This is a genomic window from Acidiphilium iwatense, assembly GCF_021556475.1.
Lineage (GTDB): Bacteria > Pseudomonadota > Alphaproteobacteria > Acetobacterales > Acetobacteraceae > Acidiphilium > Acidiphilium iwatense.
This window is the reverse complement of sequence record NZ_JAKGBZ010000011.1, coordinates 42,167-56,050: the sequence shown is the minus strand read 5'-3', so window position 1 is coordinate 56,050 and position 13,884 is coordinate 42,167. Positions and strand designations below refer to the sequence as shown.

Annotated in this window: 14 protein-coding genes; 11 read left to right on the top strand and 3 right to left on the bottom strand. The window is 65.4% G+C overall.

Annotated features, from left to right (window positions below; genetic code table 11):
- Positions 1-12: 12 nt before the first annotated feature.
- Genes edd through L2A60_RS07650 form a run of 4 tightly spaced genes read left to right on the top strand, consistent with a single transcriptional unit; the run spans position 13 to position 4,330 of the window.
- Positions 13-1,827, top strand: coding sequence for a phosphogluconate dehydratase (gene edd, locus L2A60_RS07665; protein WP_235703787.1), 1,815 nt, complete (start codon positions 13-15; stop codon positions 1,825-1,827).
- Positions 1,824-2,474, top strand: coding sequence for a bifunctional 4-hydroxy-2-oxoglutarate aldolase/2-dehydro-3-deoxy-phosphogluconate aldolase (eda, locus tag L2A60_RS07660; RefSeq protein WP_235703786.1), 651 nt, complete (start codon positions 1,824-1,826; stop codon positions 2,472-2,474). Before edd ends, eda begins: the two co-directional genes overlap by 4 nt.
- A 59-nt stretch (positions 2,475-2,533) precedes the next feature.
- Positions 2,534-3,880 (top strand): sugar porter family MFS transporter, encoded by a 1,347-nt coding sequence (locus tag L2A60_RS07655; protein WP_235703785.1) that lies wholly within the window; start codon positions 2,534-2,536, stop codon positions 3,878-3,880.
- A 21-nt stretch (positions 3,881-3,901) separates the two neighbouring features.
- Positions 3,902-4,330: a DUF983 domain-containing protein gene (locus L2A60_RS07650; protein WP_235703784.1), complete on the top strand. Its 429-nt coding sequence runs from the start codon at positions 3,902-3,904 to the stop codon at positions 4,328-4,330.
- Positions 4,331-4,343: 13 nt separating this feature from the next.
- Here L2A60_RS07650 and L2A60_RS07645 read toward each other — a convergent pair whose 3' ends face one another.
- Positions 4,344-5,615 carry a sodium:proton antiporter gene (locus L2A60_RS07645; protein ID WP_235703783.1) on the bottom strand — a complete coding sequence of 424 codons (1,272 nt, stop codon included), beginning with the start codon at positions 5,613-5,615 and terminating at the stop codon, positions 4,344-4,346.
- Between the two features lie 113 nt (positions 5,616-5,728).
- Between L2A60_RS07645 and L2A60_RS07640 the strand changes: the two genes are divergently transcribed.
- Genes L2A60_RS07640 through L2A60_RS07610 form a run of 7 tightly spaced genes read left to right on the top strand, consistent with a single transcriptional unit; the run spans position 5,729 to position 12,070 of the window.
- Positions 5,729-6,361, top strand: coding sequence for an SRPBCC family protein (locus L2A60_RS07640; RefSeq protein ID WP_235703782.1), 633 nt, complete (start codon positions 5,729-5,731; stop codon positions 6,359-6,361).
- Entirely contained in the window at positions 6,358-7,257 is a 900-nt protein-coding gene (locus L2A60_RS07635) for an AAA family ATPase (protein WP_235703781.1), read from the top strand. Before L2A60_RS07640 ends, L2A60_RS07635 begins: the two co-directional genes overlap by 4 nt.
- A complete protein-coding gene (locus L2A60_RS07630) occupies positions 7,254-8,483 on the top strand; it encodes a vWA domain-containing protein (RefSeq protein ID WP_235703780.1) in 1,230 nt (409 codons plus the stop codon). The genes L2A60_RS07635 and L2A60_RS07630 overlap by 4 nt, the downstream gene beginning before the upstream one ends.
- Positions 8,480-8,812, top strand: coding sequence for an XdhC family protein (locus L2A60_RS07625; RefSeq protein WP_235703779.1), 333 nt, complete (start codon positions 8,480-8,482; stop codon positions 8,810-8,812). The genes L2A60_RS07630 and L2A60_RS07625 overlap by 4 nt, the downstream gene beginning before the upstream one ends.
- Positions 8,809-9,498, top strand: a complete 690-nt coding sequence (locus tag L2A60_RS07620; protein ID WP_235703778.1) for an XdhC family protein — start codon at positions 8,809-8,811, stop codon at positions 9,496-9,498. The genes L2A60_RS07625 and L2A60_RS07620 overlap by 4 nt, the downstream gene beginning before the upstream one ends.
- Complete coding sequence (locus L2A60_RS07615) at positions 9,495-11,114, top strand: NTP transferase domain-containing protein (RefSeq protein WP_235703777.1); 1,620 nt, start codon at positions 9,495-9,497, stop codon at positions 11,112-11,114. The genes L2A60_RS07620 and L2A60_RS07615 overlap by 4 nt, the downstream gene beginning before the upstream one ends.
- Positions 11,111-12,070 (top strand): 2-hydroxyacid dehydrogenase, encoded by a 960-nt coding sequence (locus L2A60_RS07610; RefSeq protein ID WP_235703776.1) that lies wholly within the window; start codon positions 11,111-11,113, stop codon positions 12,068-12,070. The genes L2A60_RS07615 and L2A60_RS07610 overlap by 4 nt, the downstream gene beginning before the upstream one ends.
- Here the strand turns inward: L2A60_RS07610 and paaK are convergent.
- Together paaK and paaI are read right to left on the bottom strand one after the other, a co-directional pair.
- Positions 12,067-13,362 carry a phenylacetate--CoA ligase PaaK gene (paaK, locus tag L2A60_RS07605; protein ID WP_235703775.1) on the bottom strand — a complete coding sequence of 432 codons (1,296 nt, stop codon included), beginning with the start codon at positions 13,360-13,362 and terminating at the stop codon, positions 12,067-12,069. The genes L2A60_RS07610 and paaK overlap by 4 nt on opposite strands.
- Positions 13,359-13,823, bottom strand: coding sequence for a hydroxyphenylacetyl-CoA thioesterase PaaI (gene paaI, locus L2A60_RS07600; RefSeq protein ID WP_235703774.1), 465 nt, complete (start codon positions 13,821-13,823; stop codon positions 13,359-13,361). Before paaI ends, paaK begins: the two co-directional genes overlap by 4 nt.
- Between the last annotated feature and the right edge of the window lie 61 nt (positions 13,824-13,884).

The following is a 13,884-nucleotide window of genomic DNA, read 5'->3' as shown; positions in this document are numbered from 1 at the left end:
CGAGGAATGAAAATGCTGAACGACCAGATTGCCCGCGTGACCGACCGGATCCGCGAGCGCAGCCACATAAGCCGCGGCGCGTATCGGGCACGCATCGATGCGGCGGCGCGGCGCGGCGTGCATCGCGCGGCGATCGGCTGCGCCAATCTCGCCCATGCCGTGGCGGGTTGCGTACCTGCCGAACAGGACGATCTGAAGCAGGACGCGAAGCCGAATATCGGCATCGTGACCTCTTATAACGATATGTTATCAGCGCATCAGCCACTCGAGCGCTTCCCCGACATCATCAAGCGCGCGGTGCGTGCGGCCGGCGGCGTGGCGCAGGTCGCGGGGGGCGTGCCGGCGATGTGCGACGGCGTGACGCAGGGTCGGGAAGGGATGGAATTGTCGCTGTTTTCGCGCGACGTGATCGCGATGGCGACCGCGATCGCCCTGTCGCACGATGTGTTCGACGGCGCATTGCTACTTGGTGTGTGCGATAAAATCGTGCCGGGTCTTGTCATTGCGGCATTGTCGTTCGGCCATTTGCCGTCGATTTTCATCCCCGCCGGCCCGATGCCGTCGGGTATTTCCAATGGTGAAAAATCGCGCATCCGCCAGTTGCATGCGGAAGGAAAGGTGGGCCGTGCCGAATTGCTGGAGGCGGAATCCGCAGCCTATCACAGCCCCGGCACCTGCACGTTCTACGGCACTGCGAATTCCAACCAGATGCTGATGGAGATCATGGGTCTGCATCTGCCGGGCGCATCTTTCGTCAACCCGAACACGCCATTGCGCGACGCGCTGACCGAGGCGGCGTCGCGGCGGATTCTGGAAATTACCGCACGCGGCAATGATTTCACGCCGACTGGGGAAATGATCGACGAGCGCGCCGTGGTCAATGGCATGGTCGGTCTGTTAGCGACCGGCGGTTCGACCAACCATACGATCCATCTGGTCGCGATGGCGCGTGCCGCGGGAATCCACATCACCTGGCAGGATTTTTCCGATCTGTCCGATCATGTGCCGCTGCTCGCGCGCATCTATCCGAACGGTGCTGCCGACGTAAACCAGTTTCAGGCTTCGGGCGGCATGCCGGTGCTGATCGGTTCGCTGCTCGATCATGGCTTGCTGCATGGCGATGTGCGCACGGTCTGGAGTGGAGACGGTCTTGCATCCTATCGCGACCAGCCTGTGCTCAAGGATGGCGCGCTCAACTGGGTTCCCGCACCGCGCGAAAGTGCGGATACAACTATCCTGCGCGACGGATCAGACCCGTTCAGCGCCGATGGCGGGCTCAAGATCCTGCACGGCAATCTCGGCCAGGCGGTGGTGAAGCTTTCCGCGGTGAAGCCGGAGCATCGGATTGTCGAGGCGCCGGCACGGATTTTCCGCAGCCAGGACGAATTGCTTGCGGCATTCAAATCGGGCGAACTGCATCACGATTTCGTTGCGGTGGTGACGCATCAGGGACCGATGGCAAATGGTATGCCGGAGCTTCATAAGCTCACTCCCGCACTCGGCGTATTGCAGGATCTCGGCTTCAAGGTGGCGCTGGTCACCGATGGGCGGATGTCCGGTGCGTCCGGCAAGGTTCCGGCGGCGATCCATGTCACGCCGGAATGCGCGCAAGGTGGATCGCTCGCGAAACTGCGCGACGGCGACATGATCCGGCTCGATTGCAATGCAGGTACTTTGAGGGCGCTGGTCGACGCGGCGGAATTCGCGCAACGCAAGCTGCCTGAGGTCGATCTTTCGGCGAATCATCACGGTGTCGGGCGGGAGTTGTTCGGCGCGTTCCGATCCGCGGTCGGCGGTGCGGATGTCGGCGCGAGTGTATTCGCATGAGCACTTGGGTCCAAGCCAATCAGGGGGGGCTTGCCGAACTTCTGGCCATTTCGCCGGTCATTCCGGTGCTGACGATCGAGGTTGTATCTCACGCCGTGCCGCTGGCACACGCCCTGCTTGAAGGCGGCATCGGCGTGGTCGAGGTCACGCTCCGCACAGAAGTCGCATTGCAAGCCATCGCAGCCATGGCGGCCTCGGTGCCCGGCATGGTCGTGGGTGCAGGCACCGTGCTGACCGCAGTGCAATATCGTCGGGTTGCCGAAGCAGGTGCGCGGTTCGTGGTGTCGCCAGGATCGAGTCCTTCGGTGCTCGACGCGGCCGCGGCGAGTTCCGTGCCGTTCCTGCCGGGTGCGGCGACTCCGTCCGAGGTACTGGCTTTGCTGGAACACGGCTATCGCTGGCAGAAATTCTTTCCAGCCGAACCGGCCGGCGGGATTCCCATGCTACGCGCGATCGCGGCACCGATCCCCGAGGTTCGGTTCTGCCCGACCGGCGGAATCGGCCTCGCCAATGCGGCCGATTATCTGGCTCTTGCCAATGTGATCTGTGTTGGCGGTTCCTGGCTCACGCCGGCGGAATCGTTGCGCGCGGGCGATTGGCGCCGGATTGCCGTGCTCGCCGCCGAAGCCGCCGCATTGAAACGCTAACCGGCACTGTCCATCTCTCCGGCTAACCCCGTCCGCCGACGGACGGATCGGAGGATGCGATGCAGTTCACGTTGATCGCGGTCATCGCCGGACTCGGCGGCTTGCTGTTCGGCTACGATACCGGCGTGATTTCCGGCGCCTTGTTGTTCATCCGTCATGTTTTCCATCTCGGTCCGACCATGCAGGGCGTCGTCGTCGCGATTGCCCTGGCGGCGGCGGCGGTGGGCGCGGCATTTGCCGGCAGCCTGTCCGATTCGTTTGGGCGGCGCATCATTTTATTGATCACGGCACTGATTTTCATTGTCGGCGCGCTGGTTTCGGCGGTGGCCTGGAGTGTTGCGATCCTGCTCCTCGGGCGGGTGCTGGTGGGTGCCGCGATCGGCGTCGCCTCGATGCTCACGCCGATGTATCTGTCGGAGATTTCGCCGCCCGAGAAGCGCGGCGCCATCGTCACCATCAACCAGTTCTATATCACCCTCGGCATCGTGGTGTCCTATGGCGTCGGCTTCCTGCTCTCGCATGGCGGCAATGGCTGGCGCTGGATGCTCGGCCTTGGTGCGGTGCCAGGCGTCGTGCTGTTTGCGGGCATGCTCACTTTGCCTGAAAGTCCGCGCTGGCTTGCCGGCAAGAGACGCGAGGACGCCGCGCGCCGGGCGCTAATTTTTCTGCGCGGCCGCGAAGACGTGACGGATGAGTTGAGCGCGCTGCGCCAGGATATCGCACGCGAGGATCGAGCGACGGCACCATGGTCGGTTCTGTTTGAAAAGCGCGCGCGCCGGCCGCTGATCGTCGGCATCGGGCTCGCGATCTTCCAGCAGGTCACCGGCATCAATACGGTGATCTATTTCGCGCCGACCATTTTTCTGAAGGCTGGTCTGCCGTCGGCCTCCGTCTCGATTTTAGCGACCGCCGGCGTTGGCGTGGTCAATGTGGTAATGACCTTGGTAGCAATGCGCCTGCTCGACGTGGCCGGGCGCCGCAAGCTCCTGCTCTGGGGACTTGCCGGGATGCTGGTGACGCTGGTTATCCTCTCGGTCAGTTTCATGATCGGGCTGCACGGGAGCCTGGCGCTCGTCACGGTGCTGTCGGTCGCCGCCTATGTGGCGTTCTTCGCGATCGGGCTGGGCCCGGTATTCTGGCTGCTGATCGCCGAGATTTTTCCGCTCGCAGTGCGCGGGCGCGGCATGTCGCTCGCGACCATCTCGAACTGGACCTTCAACATGCTGGTCTCGATCACCTTTCTTGATCTGGTTCATGGGTTCGGGCGCGGTCCGACCTTCCTGATCTATGCTGCGATGACCCTGGCGACGATCGTTTTCACCTGGTTCCTGGTGCCGGAAACCAAGGGTCGCAGCCTGGAGGAAATCGAGGCGGCACTCGAGGGGGAGGAAAAACTCGCGGCGTAGGAGCGCTATCAGGAGACCGGAATGCCCGAACAGCCACCGCATCGCTGGACCAGACGGACAACGCAACAAAGTCGCGTTTTTGCCATGCCGGGCTGGAGTGCCGCGCTGGCACGGGGGCTTGCCATGCGCTGTCCGTCCTGTGGGCAGGCTTCGGCATTTGCGGGATGGTTCACGATTCGCGCCCGTTGCCCGCGCTGCGATGCGCCCTTGGGGCAGGTTCCGTGCGACACGCTGCCGCCCTATCTCACGATCGTGATCGGTCTTGGCATTATCGGCGGCGGGCTGATGATCGCGGACCGGAACGGCGCGCTGAGCTATGCCACATCGTTGATCGTGTTCATTCCGCTGGCGATCGTGCTGCAGCTTCTGCTCCAGCGCCCGGTCAAAGGGGTGGTGCTGGCGCTGATGATGAAGAACGACATGATTCGCCGTCCGGTGGAAAAGCCATAATCGCGCCGCTCCGTCAGCTGAAGAACAGAAAGGTTTCGAGTACGAAAATCGGCAGCAGCACCGCGCCCGCCGCCAGCATATAGGTGAGGAAACCCGGCATCCGCACGCCCCTGTGGGCGGTGATCGCTCGGATCATCAGGTTGGGCGCGTTGCCGAGATAGGTGATCGCGCCGAACAGCACCGATCCGGACGAGATCGCGGTGAGCAGCCGCGCCGGTGGGGTGATCAGATGCGCGGCATCGCCGCCCGCCGCCTGGAAGAACATCAGATAGGTGGGCGCGCTGTCGAGAAACGCGGAGCACAGGCCGGACAGCCAGAACCACAAGGGCGGCGACCGCGTGAGCGGTATCGTCGTCAGAAGATGCAGCACCGGCCCGATCGTCACGAAAATCGCGAAGAACAGGATGGCGATTTCGCGCATCGGCGCCCAGGCGAAGCGGTTGCGGGCCCTGATCGCGGGCGGCGTACGGATTTCCGAAATCGCAATGATGAGGGCGGCAAGCATGGTCAGCGCCGCTTGCGCTGCCGGCAGGTGGGCCGGTCCGATCGCGATGTCGGGGCCCTGCATCAGGCCGGATGCGGTGATCGCCGCGGCGAAGACCACCAGCATCACGATGTTCAGGCCGCCGCGGATTCGCAAGGGCTGCGGCTTCGGCTCCGGTTCGCGTGAAGCGAGCCGCCGGTCCAGCGCGTAGGTCGCAGCCAGCACCGGAATCGCGACGACCAGCATCGGCAAGGCAAGATGCAGGGTCGGCCAGAAAAACGGCACACCGCGCAGAAAGCCGATCAGCAGCGGCGGGTCGCCCAGCGGGCTTAGCGCACCGCCGGCATTCGCGACCAGAATGATGAAGGCGAACACCAGATGCCGCCGTTCGGCCCGCGCGCCGTTCGCGGCCAGCAGCGGGTGGATCAGTAAAAGCCCAGCCCCGATCGTGCCCATCAGCCCGGCCAGAATCGTGCCGCCGCCAAGCAGCAGCGCGTTGCCCGCCGGTCGTCCCCATGGTCCGCCGGCGATCAGGACGCCGCCGCCCAGCGTGTAGAGCGCCATCAGCACCGCGATGAACGGCAGAAAATCGACGATCCCCGCTTGCCAAACCTCCGCGAGTGCGGCTGCCGGACCCTGACGGAAGCTGCCGAGAACCGCGCCGAGCACCACCCAGGACAAAGTGATCCGCGCCATGTTCCGGTGCCAGAAGCGCGGCGCGGCACCGGGCAGGAGCGCGAAACTGAGAAGTGTCCCGAAAAAGGGCAGCATGGCAGGCGCGTCCGCGACAAGGCTTGTCATGCCGGGACCGCCGCGCGATTTGGTTTTTCGCGTGGGAGGGCAATTTGCGCGCGGGGCAGCCTCAAACTAAGGTCATCCGCAACAAAATCGAGACGTGAAGGAGACTATGCCAGATGGATATGTCGGGAGAACGGCTGATCGCGGCGCCGCGCGAGACGGTCTGGGTCGCATTGAACGACCCCGAGATCCTCCAAGCCTGTATTCCGGGATGCGAGAGCATTGAAAAACTGTCCGATACCGAGATGAAAGCCGTGGTGAACGCTAAGATCGGCCCGATCTCCTCCCGGTTCAACGGGCGGGTGACGCTCGGCGATCTGGACCCGCCGAATTCATACACGATTTCCGGGGAAGGGCAGGGCGGCGTTGCCGGTTTCGCCAAGGGTGGCGCGCAGGTCAAGCTCGACGACGAGCAGGGCGCCACCAGGCTGCACTATCAGGTCAACGCGCAGATCGGCGGCAAGATGGCGCAGCTCGGCGCAAGACTGATCGATTCGGTGGCAAAATCCTATGCCGAGACGTTTTTCACCCGCTTCGTCGAGCAGGTCGCGCCGACCGTTGCGCAGAACGTGCCCGAGCCCGTGCCGGCGGCCGATCATGGCCACGCCCCGGCGCCGGTCCATGCCCATGGCGCGCACGAGGCCGACCGGAGCAACCCGGTGATCGCCGGCCTGCCCATCGGCATCTGGATTCCGCTGGTCATCTCCATTGTCGTCGTCGCGATCGTGATCGCGAAGTTCATCGGATGACGCCACGGCCCTTGCCCGCTTCGGTCGCAGAAACGGCCGCGCTGCTCGCCGGAGGAGACTACATCGCCGACCGGGCATTGGCCACCAGCGTCCATCTCGCCCTCGCGATGGAACGCCCCTTGTTTCTCGAAGGCGAACCGGGCACCGGCAAAACCGAGATCGCCAAGGTTCTGGCCAAGCAGCTCGATCGGCGCTTGGTCCGCCTGCAATGCTATGACGGACTCGATCTCGCCGCCGCCGCCTACGAATGGGACCATGCACGTCAGCTTCTCGAAATCCGCCTTGCCGAGACCGGCGGATCGCGCGCGACGCTGCGCCAGAACCTCTATGCGCGCGAATTCCTGCTCGCCCGGCCGCTGCTGTCGGCAATCGACCCCGATCTGCCCTCCGCCGTCTTGCTGATCGACGAGCTTGACCGCGCCGACGAGCCGTTCGAGGCATTTCTGCTGGAACTTCTGGGTGATTTTCAGATCACCATTCCCGAACTCGGCACGGTGCGCGCGGCGACCAGGCCAGTGGTGGTGATTACGTCCAACCGCACGCGCGAGGTTCACGATGCGATCCGCCGGCGCTGCCTGTATCATTGGGTCGATTACCCGGACGCCGCACGGGAACGCGCGATTCTCGCTGTCCGCGCGCGCGGCGTGCCGGAAAAACTCTCCGCACAGGTCGTCACCTTCGTCCAGCGCATCCGCACCATGGACATTTTCAAGCTGCCGGGCGTGGCCGAAACGATCGACTGGGCCGCAGCACTCGCGGCGCTGGACGAATCCGAACTCAACCCCCGCGCCGTGGACGACACGCTGGGCGTGCTGCTGAAATATCAGGACGACATCGCGAAACTCCGCGGCGAAGCGGCGGCGAAACTGACCGAGGAGGCGATCCGCGCGGCATGACCGCGACCCGTGAAACCGGAGCGCTCGCAGCGAATGTGATGCATTTCGCACGGCTGTTGCGCCGGGCCGGCCTGCCGGTAGGGCCGGGCGAGGTGGTCGCCGCGACCGAGGCGCTGACTCATGTGGACATCACCGACCGGGTGGTGTTTCGCGCCGCCCTGCGCACGGTGATGCTGCGGCGCCACGAGCACGAAATCCTGTTCGATCAGGCGTTTTCGGTATTCTGGCGCAATCCCGATGCCGCGAAATTCGCCGAAATCCTTGCTGCGATGGAGGGACGCGCGCCGGGCGAGGAGCGCGTGCCGCCGGGGGCGCGACGGCTGGCCGAGGCAATGGCGGCGGCAAAATCGCGCGAGCGGCCGCCCATGCCGGACGACCGGCAGGAGATCGACGCCGTGCTCACCGCGTCGGGCCAGGAACGGTTGGAGACGCTCGATTTCGAGGCGATGAGTGCGGATGAAATTGCTGAAGCCAAGGTGGAGATCGCCCGGCTGACCTTGCCGCTCGACGAACGCCGCACCCGCCGCACTCGCGCCGCCGCGCGCGGCAGCAGAATCGATCTCAAGCGCACGATGCGCGATTCCCTGCGCAGCGCCGGCGAGATATTCGACATCGCGCGCCGCGTGCCGCTCACCCGCCCGCCGCCTCTGGTGGTGCTATGCGACATTTCCGGCTCAATGGCGCGTTATACCCGGATATTGCTGCATTTCCTTCATGCGGTCGTCAATGATCGCGGCCGGGTCACGGTGTTCCTGTTCGGCACAAGGCTGACCAATATCACCCGTCAGCTCGCCCGGCGCGATCCGGAGGAGGCGTTCACGCAGGTTGCCGGCATTGTGCCCGACTGGTCGGGCGGAACGCGAATCGGCGAGGCCTTGGCAGATTTCAACCGGCTCTGGGCGCGGCGGATTCTGGCGCAGGGGGCCGTGGTGCTTCTGGTAACCGACGGGCTGGATCGCGACGGCGCCATGGGGCTTGCCGACAACATGGCGCGGCTGCACCGCTCCGCGCGCCGCCTGATCTGGCTCAATCCGCTCTTGCGCTATTCGGGCTTCGAACCGAAATCCCAGGGGGTGAAGGCGATGCTGCCGCATGTGGACGAGTTTCGCCCGGTGCATAATCTGGCCAGCCTGCGCGCGCTGATCGGGGCATTGTCGGGCGCTGTTCCGCCGCGCGGCCAGGCCGCGGCGCGATGGGGGCGGCTTGGAATGGGAGAAAACCGATGAACGATCATGGTGCCGATGCCGAGGATATCCTGCGTGTCGCCGCGAATTGGCTCGAAGCGGGCGAGGATGTCGCAATCGCGACCGTAACCGGCACCTGGGGCAGTTCGCCGCGTCCCGCCGGCAGCCGGATGGCGGTGACACGATCGGGACGCATGGCCGGTTCGGTCTCCGGCGGCTGTATCGAGGGCGCCGTGGCCGAGGCCGCGCAGCGCAGCATCGAGACGGGGATGCCGCAACTGCTCGATTTCGGCGTCACCGATGAGCGCGCATGGGAGGTCGGGTTGGCTTGCGGCGGCAAGGTTTCCGTATTCGTCGAAAAACTTTCATGAATGCCGCACAGCTCGCCGCGTTGCGCGAAGCGACGGAAGCACGCCGTCCGGTCGCTTTTGCCACGCGCCTGCCCGATGGCGCGGCTTATATTCTGCCCGATCCAGCAGCGCCCGCCGGCCTCGCGGCCGAGGCCGCGTCGATGCTGGCGGAGGATCGCACCGGAACCGTGCAGATCGGCGGCGAAGCCTGGTTCATCGAATCGCGCAATCCGGCGCCGCGCGCGATCATCGTCGGCGCGGTGCATATCGCGCAGAGCCTCGCCCCCTTGGCGGTATCGATGGGATTCGCTGTCACGGTGATCGATCCCCGCCGCTCCTTCGCCTCCGCCGACCGGTTTCCGGGGGTTGCGACGCGCACCGACTGGCCGGATGAAGCGCTCGACGTCCTGGTGCCCGACCGCCGCACCGCGATCGTCACCCTGACCCACGACCCGAAGCTCGACGATCCGGCGCTGATTCGCGCGCTTGCTTCGGACGCGTTCTACATCGGGGCGCTCGGTTCGCGGCAGACCCATGCGAAACGGCTTGGCCGTCTGCGTGACGCCGGTTTCGCCGAGATGGCACTGGCGCGCATCCGGGCTCCGGTCGGGCTCGATATCGGGGCGGTTACCGCCCCGGAAATCGCACTGTCGATTATCGCCCAGATGGTCGCGGCACGGCGTGGCAGGCTTGGGGCAACTGCGTGATCTTCGGCCCCGCGCGATTGGGCGATGATCTGGCGGGCGCCATTCTCGCACATAGCCTGAAAACCACCGACCGGCTGATCCCGAAAGGCGCTATGCTCGATGCCGCCTCGATCGCCGCTTTGCGCGCCGCCGGGCATAGCGACATCACCGTGGCGCGGCTGGAACCGGGCGATGTGCCGGAGGCGGAGGCGGCGCGGCGCCTTGGCGCGTATCTTTCCGGTCCCGGCCTGCGAGTCGCCGCTCCGGTGCATGGGCGGGTCAATGTATTCGCCCGGTCTTCGGGACTGTTGCACCTCGATCCGGCTGGGATCACGGCGTTGAACACGCTCGACGAAGCGATCACCCTCGGCACCTTGGCCGATTCGATGCCGGTTGCGCCGGGCGACATGCTGGCAACGCTGAAAATCATTCCCTTCGCGGTGCCTGGCGCCGTGATGGACCGTGCCGAGGCGTTGCTTGCGGGCGAAACCTTGCTCGCGGTAGCGCCGTTCCGGTCCATGGTGGTCGGGCTGGTGCTGTCCCGCCTGCCGCATCTCAAGGACGCGGCGATCCGCAACACCATCGAGGCGACACGCCGGCGGGTGACTGCGCGCGGCGGAACGATGCTCGACCCGATCGAGACGTCGCACGAAACCGCACCGATCGCCGGCGCGATCGCCCGATTGCGCGCCTCCGGTGCCGAATTGCTGCTGATCGCCGGCGCGTCGGCGGTGACCGACCGTGCCGATGTCGCGCCCGCCGCCATCGTCGCTTCGGGTGGGACGATCGAGCGATTCGGCATGCCCGTCGATCCGGGCAATCTATTGTGTTTCGGCAGGATCGGCGGTGTGCCTGCCATCGTATTGCCCGGCTGCGCGCGCAGCCCGAAGCAGAACGGCATCGATTTCGTGCTCGATCGGATATTCGCCGGTGAGGCGATCGACAATGCAACCATCGCAAGTATGGGCATCGGCGGGTTGCTCAAGGATTTTACGCCCCGTCCGGCGCCGCGGATTCCCCGAACCGCACCGAAAGCAGCACCATTCATTGCCGCGATCGTTCTGGCCGCCGGGCGCTCCTCTCGCGCGGCGCCTGCCAACAAGCTGCTGACCGCGCTGCCGGACGGGCGCGCTCTGGTTGCCGCGGCCGCCGATCACGTGCTCGCCTCGCGCGCCGATCCGGTGATCGTGGTGACCGGGCATCAGGCGGATTTGATCCGCGCCGCGCTTGCCGGGCGCAAGATGCGCTTCGTCCACGCACTCCGCTTCGCCGAGGGCATGGCCGAAAGCCTGAAGGCAGGAATCGCGGCGCTGCCAGAACAGGTCGCCGCGGCGCTGATCTGTCTCGGCGATATGCCGCTGGTCGATGCGGCGACACTCGATCGGCTGATTGCCGCCTACGACCCGGACGAAGGGCGCGCCATCGTCATTCCCACCCATCGCGGTCGGCGCGGCAACCCGGTTCTATGGGACCGGCGGTTTTTCGCTGAAATCGTAGCACTCGGCGGCGATGCCGGCGCGCGGCAAATTCTCGCGCGGCACATGGACGAGATCGTCGAGGTCGAGATGGACGATGATGCGGTGCTGCGCGATTTCGACACCAAGGATGCTCTAACGTCGCTGAAAGGGATTCCATGACCCATCGTCTCGTCGTCACGCGTATGTTGCCCGAGCCGGTCGCCGCACGCGCCGCCGCCGATCACGACACGCGGTTTCTCGATTTCGAGGCGGCGTTCGAGCCCGAGATTTTCCTCGCGGCGCTCGACGGCGCTGCGGCGGCTTTGGTCACGCCGGCGGATCGGATCGACGCGGGCTTGATCGCGCGCCTGCCGGCGAGCGTGAGGGTGATCGGCACGTTTTCGGTCGGCACCGATCATATCGATCTCGAAGCCGCTCGGGCGCGCGGCTTCGCGGTGGTGAACACGCCGGATGTGCTGTCCTTCGCCACCGCCGAAATCGCGCTGACCCTGATGCTGATGGCCGCGCGCCGGGCCGGCGAGGGCGAGCGCGTGGTCCGCGCCCGCGCCTGGCCGGGATGGAAACCCAATTTCATGCTCGGCACCACCCTTGAGGGCAAGGCGCTCGGCATCCTGGGCATGGGGCGGATCGGCCGGACGCTGGCGGGCATGGCGCGCGGATTGTCAATGCAGGTGCTCTACCACAACCGCAACAGGCTGCACCCGGATCAGGAGCAGGGCGCACTTTTTCACGCAGGCGAGGACAGGTTCCTTGCCGCGTGCGACGTGCTGTCGATCCATTTACCCGGCGGGGTGGCGACGCGGCATTGGCTGAACGCCGAACGCATCGCCCGGCTGAAGCCCGGCGCGATCGTGGTGAATACCGGGCGCGGCACGACGATCGACGACGATGCGCTGATCGCCGCGCTGAAATCGGGGCATATCGCGGCGGCGGGACTCGACGTGTTTCCGGCCGAGCCCGCCGTTCCGGCGGGGTATCTCGATCTGGAGAACGTCGTTCTGCTCCCGCATCTTGGCAGCGCCACGCAGGAGACCCGAACGGCGATGGGGATGCTCGCGCTCGACGGGATCGACGCGGTGCTCGCGGGACGCGAGGTTTCGAGCCGGTTGGTTTAGTTTCGAGGGCGCAGGTCGCGCACCCGCCGCGCCTTGCCCACCGAGCGTTCGATCGTCCCCGGCGGTTCGATCACCACGCGCGCGGTCACGCCGATCACGTCCTTCACCCGGAGGGCAAGACGCGCAGCCTCGTCCGTGAGACCGGCACCGTCCCAGTAATCGGGTCGTGCTTCGGCATGCACGGTCATCTCGTCGAGCCGGGCCGGACGGGTCAGCTCGATTGTGAAATGCCCGGCACCCCAGTCGCTGGCCAGGATCAGCTCCTCGATCTGGGTCGGGAACAGGTTGACGCCGCGGAGGATGATCATGTCGTCGGCGCGGCCGGTGATTTTCTCCATCCGCCTCATGCCGGGCCGCGCGCTGCCGGGCAGCAGCCGGGTGAGATCGCGGGTGCGGTAGCGGATGATCGGCAGCGCCTCCTTCGTAAGGGAGGTCAGCACCAACTCGCCCGTCTCGCCGTCGGGAAGCACGGCGCCGGTCGTCGGGTCGATGATCTCGGGATAGAAATGATCTTCCCAGATATGGAGCCCGTCCTTGGTTTCCACGCATTCCTGCGCAACCCCCGGCCCCATCAGTTCGGACAACCCGTAAATATCGGTCGCCTGGATACCGAAAGCGGTTTCGATTTCGCCGCGCATCGCATTGGTCCAGGGTTCGGCGCCGAAAATGCCGAATTTAAGCGCGGTTTTGCGGGGATCGCACCCCTGGCGGACGAATTCATCGAGGATTGCGAGCATGTAGCTTGGCGTGACCATGATGATGTCGGGGGCAAAATCGAGGATGAGCTGCACCTGCCGTTCGGTCATCCCGCCCGAAACCGGCACCGCCGTGCAACCGAGTCGCTCCACGCCGGCATGGGCGCCGAGCCCGCCGGTGAAAAGGCCGTAGCCATAGGCGACATGGACCATCATTCCCGGTCGCCCGCCGGCGGCGCGGATCGAGCGCGCCATCAGGTCGGCCCAGATATCGAGATCGGCTCTGGTGTAGCCGACGACGATCGGTTTGCCGGTGGTACCCGAGGACGCGTGAAGGCGAAGGACGCGGTTGCGCGGCACCGCGAACAGGCCGAACGGATAATTGCGCCGGAGATCGTCCTTCACCGTGAAGGGAAAGCGCGCAAGATCGTCCAGCCGCCGGAAATCCGAGGGATTAACTCCGAGCGCGTCGAATGAAGCGCGATAATGCGGAACATGCTCATAGGCGTGACGCAATGCCGCCGCGAGGCGCTCGGTCTGGAGGGCGATGATTTCATCGCGCGAGGCCAATTCGTCAGGGTCGAATGCGGTGGTCATGAAGCGTTTCCCGTTTCGATCCAGGAGCCGCCAATGGTGCGCGAATGGCCACGAAACTCGGCGATCACATGCTCGCCCACACTGACCGAAACATCATAGATGCCGTTGCGGCCGCTGCGCGAAACCTCACGGGCCCGAGCGACGAGTTTATCGCCGAGATAGCCTGGGCGGAGATAGGTGATCGCGCAATGGGACGCGACCGCCCGCGCGCCATGGCTGTTGCAGGCGAACGCGAAGGCGGAATCGGCCAATGCGAAAATGAACCCGCCATGGGCGGTGCCGTGGCCGTTGGTCATGCTCTCGGTGATGGTCATTCTGAGCACGGCATGACCGGCATCGATCTCGTCGATCGTCATTCCAAGCCGCTGGCTTGCCGAATCGCTCGCCCACATCGCCGCTGAAGCGGCGCGCGCGATGTCCTTGGGTGCTTGGTCACGAGCTTCGCCGGCAGCCTCGTTCATACCGTCACCTCCTGCGATTATCGACCCCGCCTGCGCGGGCCATGATTGATATCAATATGTG

Excerpts from the sequence above, each read along its gene's own strand:
- L2A60_RS07620 (WP_235703778.1), top strand. The coding sequence starts at position 8,809 with ATGAATGCCGCACAGCTCGCCGCGTTGCGCGAAGCGACGGAAGCACGC.
- L2A60_RS07635 (WP_235703781.1), top strand. The coding sequence starts at position 6,358 with ATGACGCCACGGCCCTTGCCCGCTTCGGTCGCAGAAACGGCCGCGCTG.
- L2A60_RS07650 (WP_235703784.1), top strand. The coding sequence starts at position 3,902 with ATGCCCGAACAGCCACCGCATCGCTGGACCAGACGGACAACGCAACAA.
- L2A60_RS07655 (WP_235703785.1), top strand. The coding sequence starts at position 2,534 with ATGCAGTTCACGTTGATCGCGGTCATCGCCGGACTCGGCGGCTTGCTG.
- paaI (WP_235703774.1), bottom strand. The coding sequence starts at position 13,823 with ATGAACGAGGCTGCCGGCGAAGCTCGTGACCAAGCACCCAAGGACATC.
- L2A60_RS07610 (WP_235703776.1), top strand. The coding sequence starts at position 11,111 with ATGACCCATCGTCTCGTCGTCACGCGTATGTTGCCCGAGCCGGTCGCC.
- edd (WP_235703787.1), top strand. The coding sequence starts at position 13 with ATGCTGAACGACCAGATTGCCCGCGTGACCGACCGGATCCGCGAGCGC.
- eda (WP_235703786.1), top strand. The coding sequence starts at position 1,824 with ATGAGCACTTGGGTCCAAGCCAATCAGGGGGGGCTTGCCGAACTTCTG.
- L2A60_RS07625 (WP_235703779.1), top strand. The coding sequence starts at position 8,480 with ATGAACGATCATGGTGCCGATGCCGAGGATATCCTGCGTGTCGCCGCG.
- paaK (WP_235703775.1), bottom strand. The coding sequence starts at position 13,362 with ATGACCACCGCATTCGACCCTGACGAATTGGCCTCGCGCGATGAAATC.
- L2A60_RS07640 (WP_235703782.1), top strand. The coding sequence starts at position 5,729 with ATGGATATGTCGGGAGAACGGCTGATCGCGGCGCCGCGCGAGACGGTC.
- L2A60_RS07630 (WP_235703780.1), top strand. The coding sequence starts at position 7,254 with ATGACCGCGACCCGTGAAACCGGAGCGCTCGCAGCGAATGTGATGCAT.
- L2A60_RS07645 (WP_235703783.1), bottom strand. The coding sequence starts at position 5,615 with ATGACAAGCCTTGTCGCGGACGCGCCTGCCATGCTGCCCTTTTTCGGG.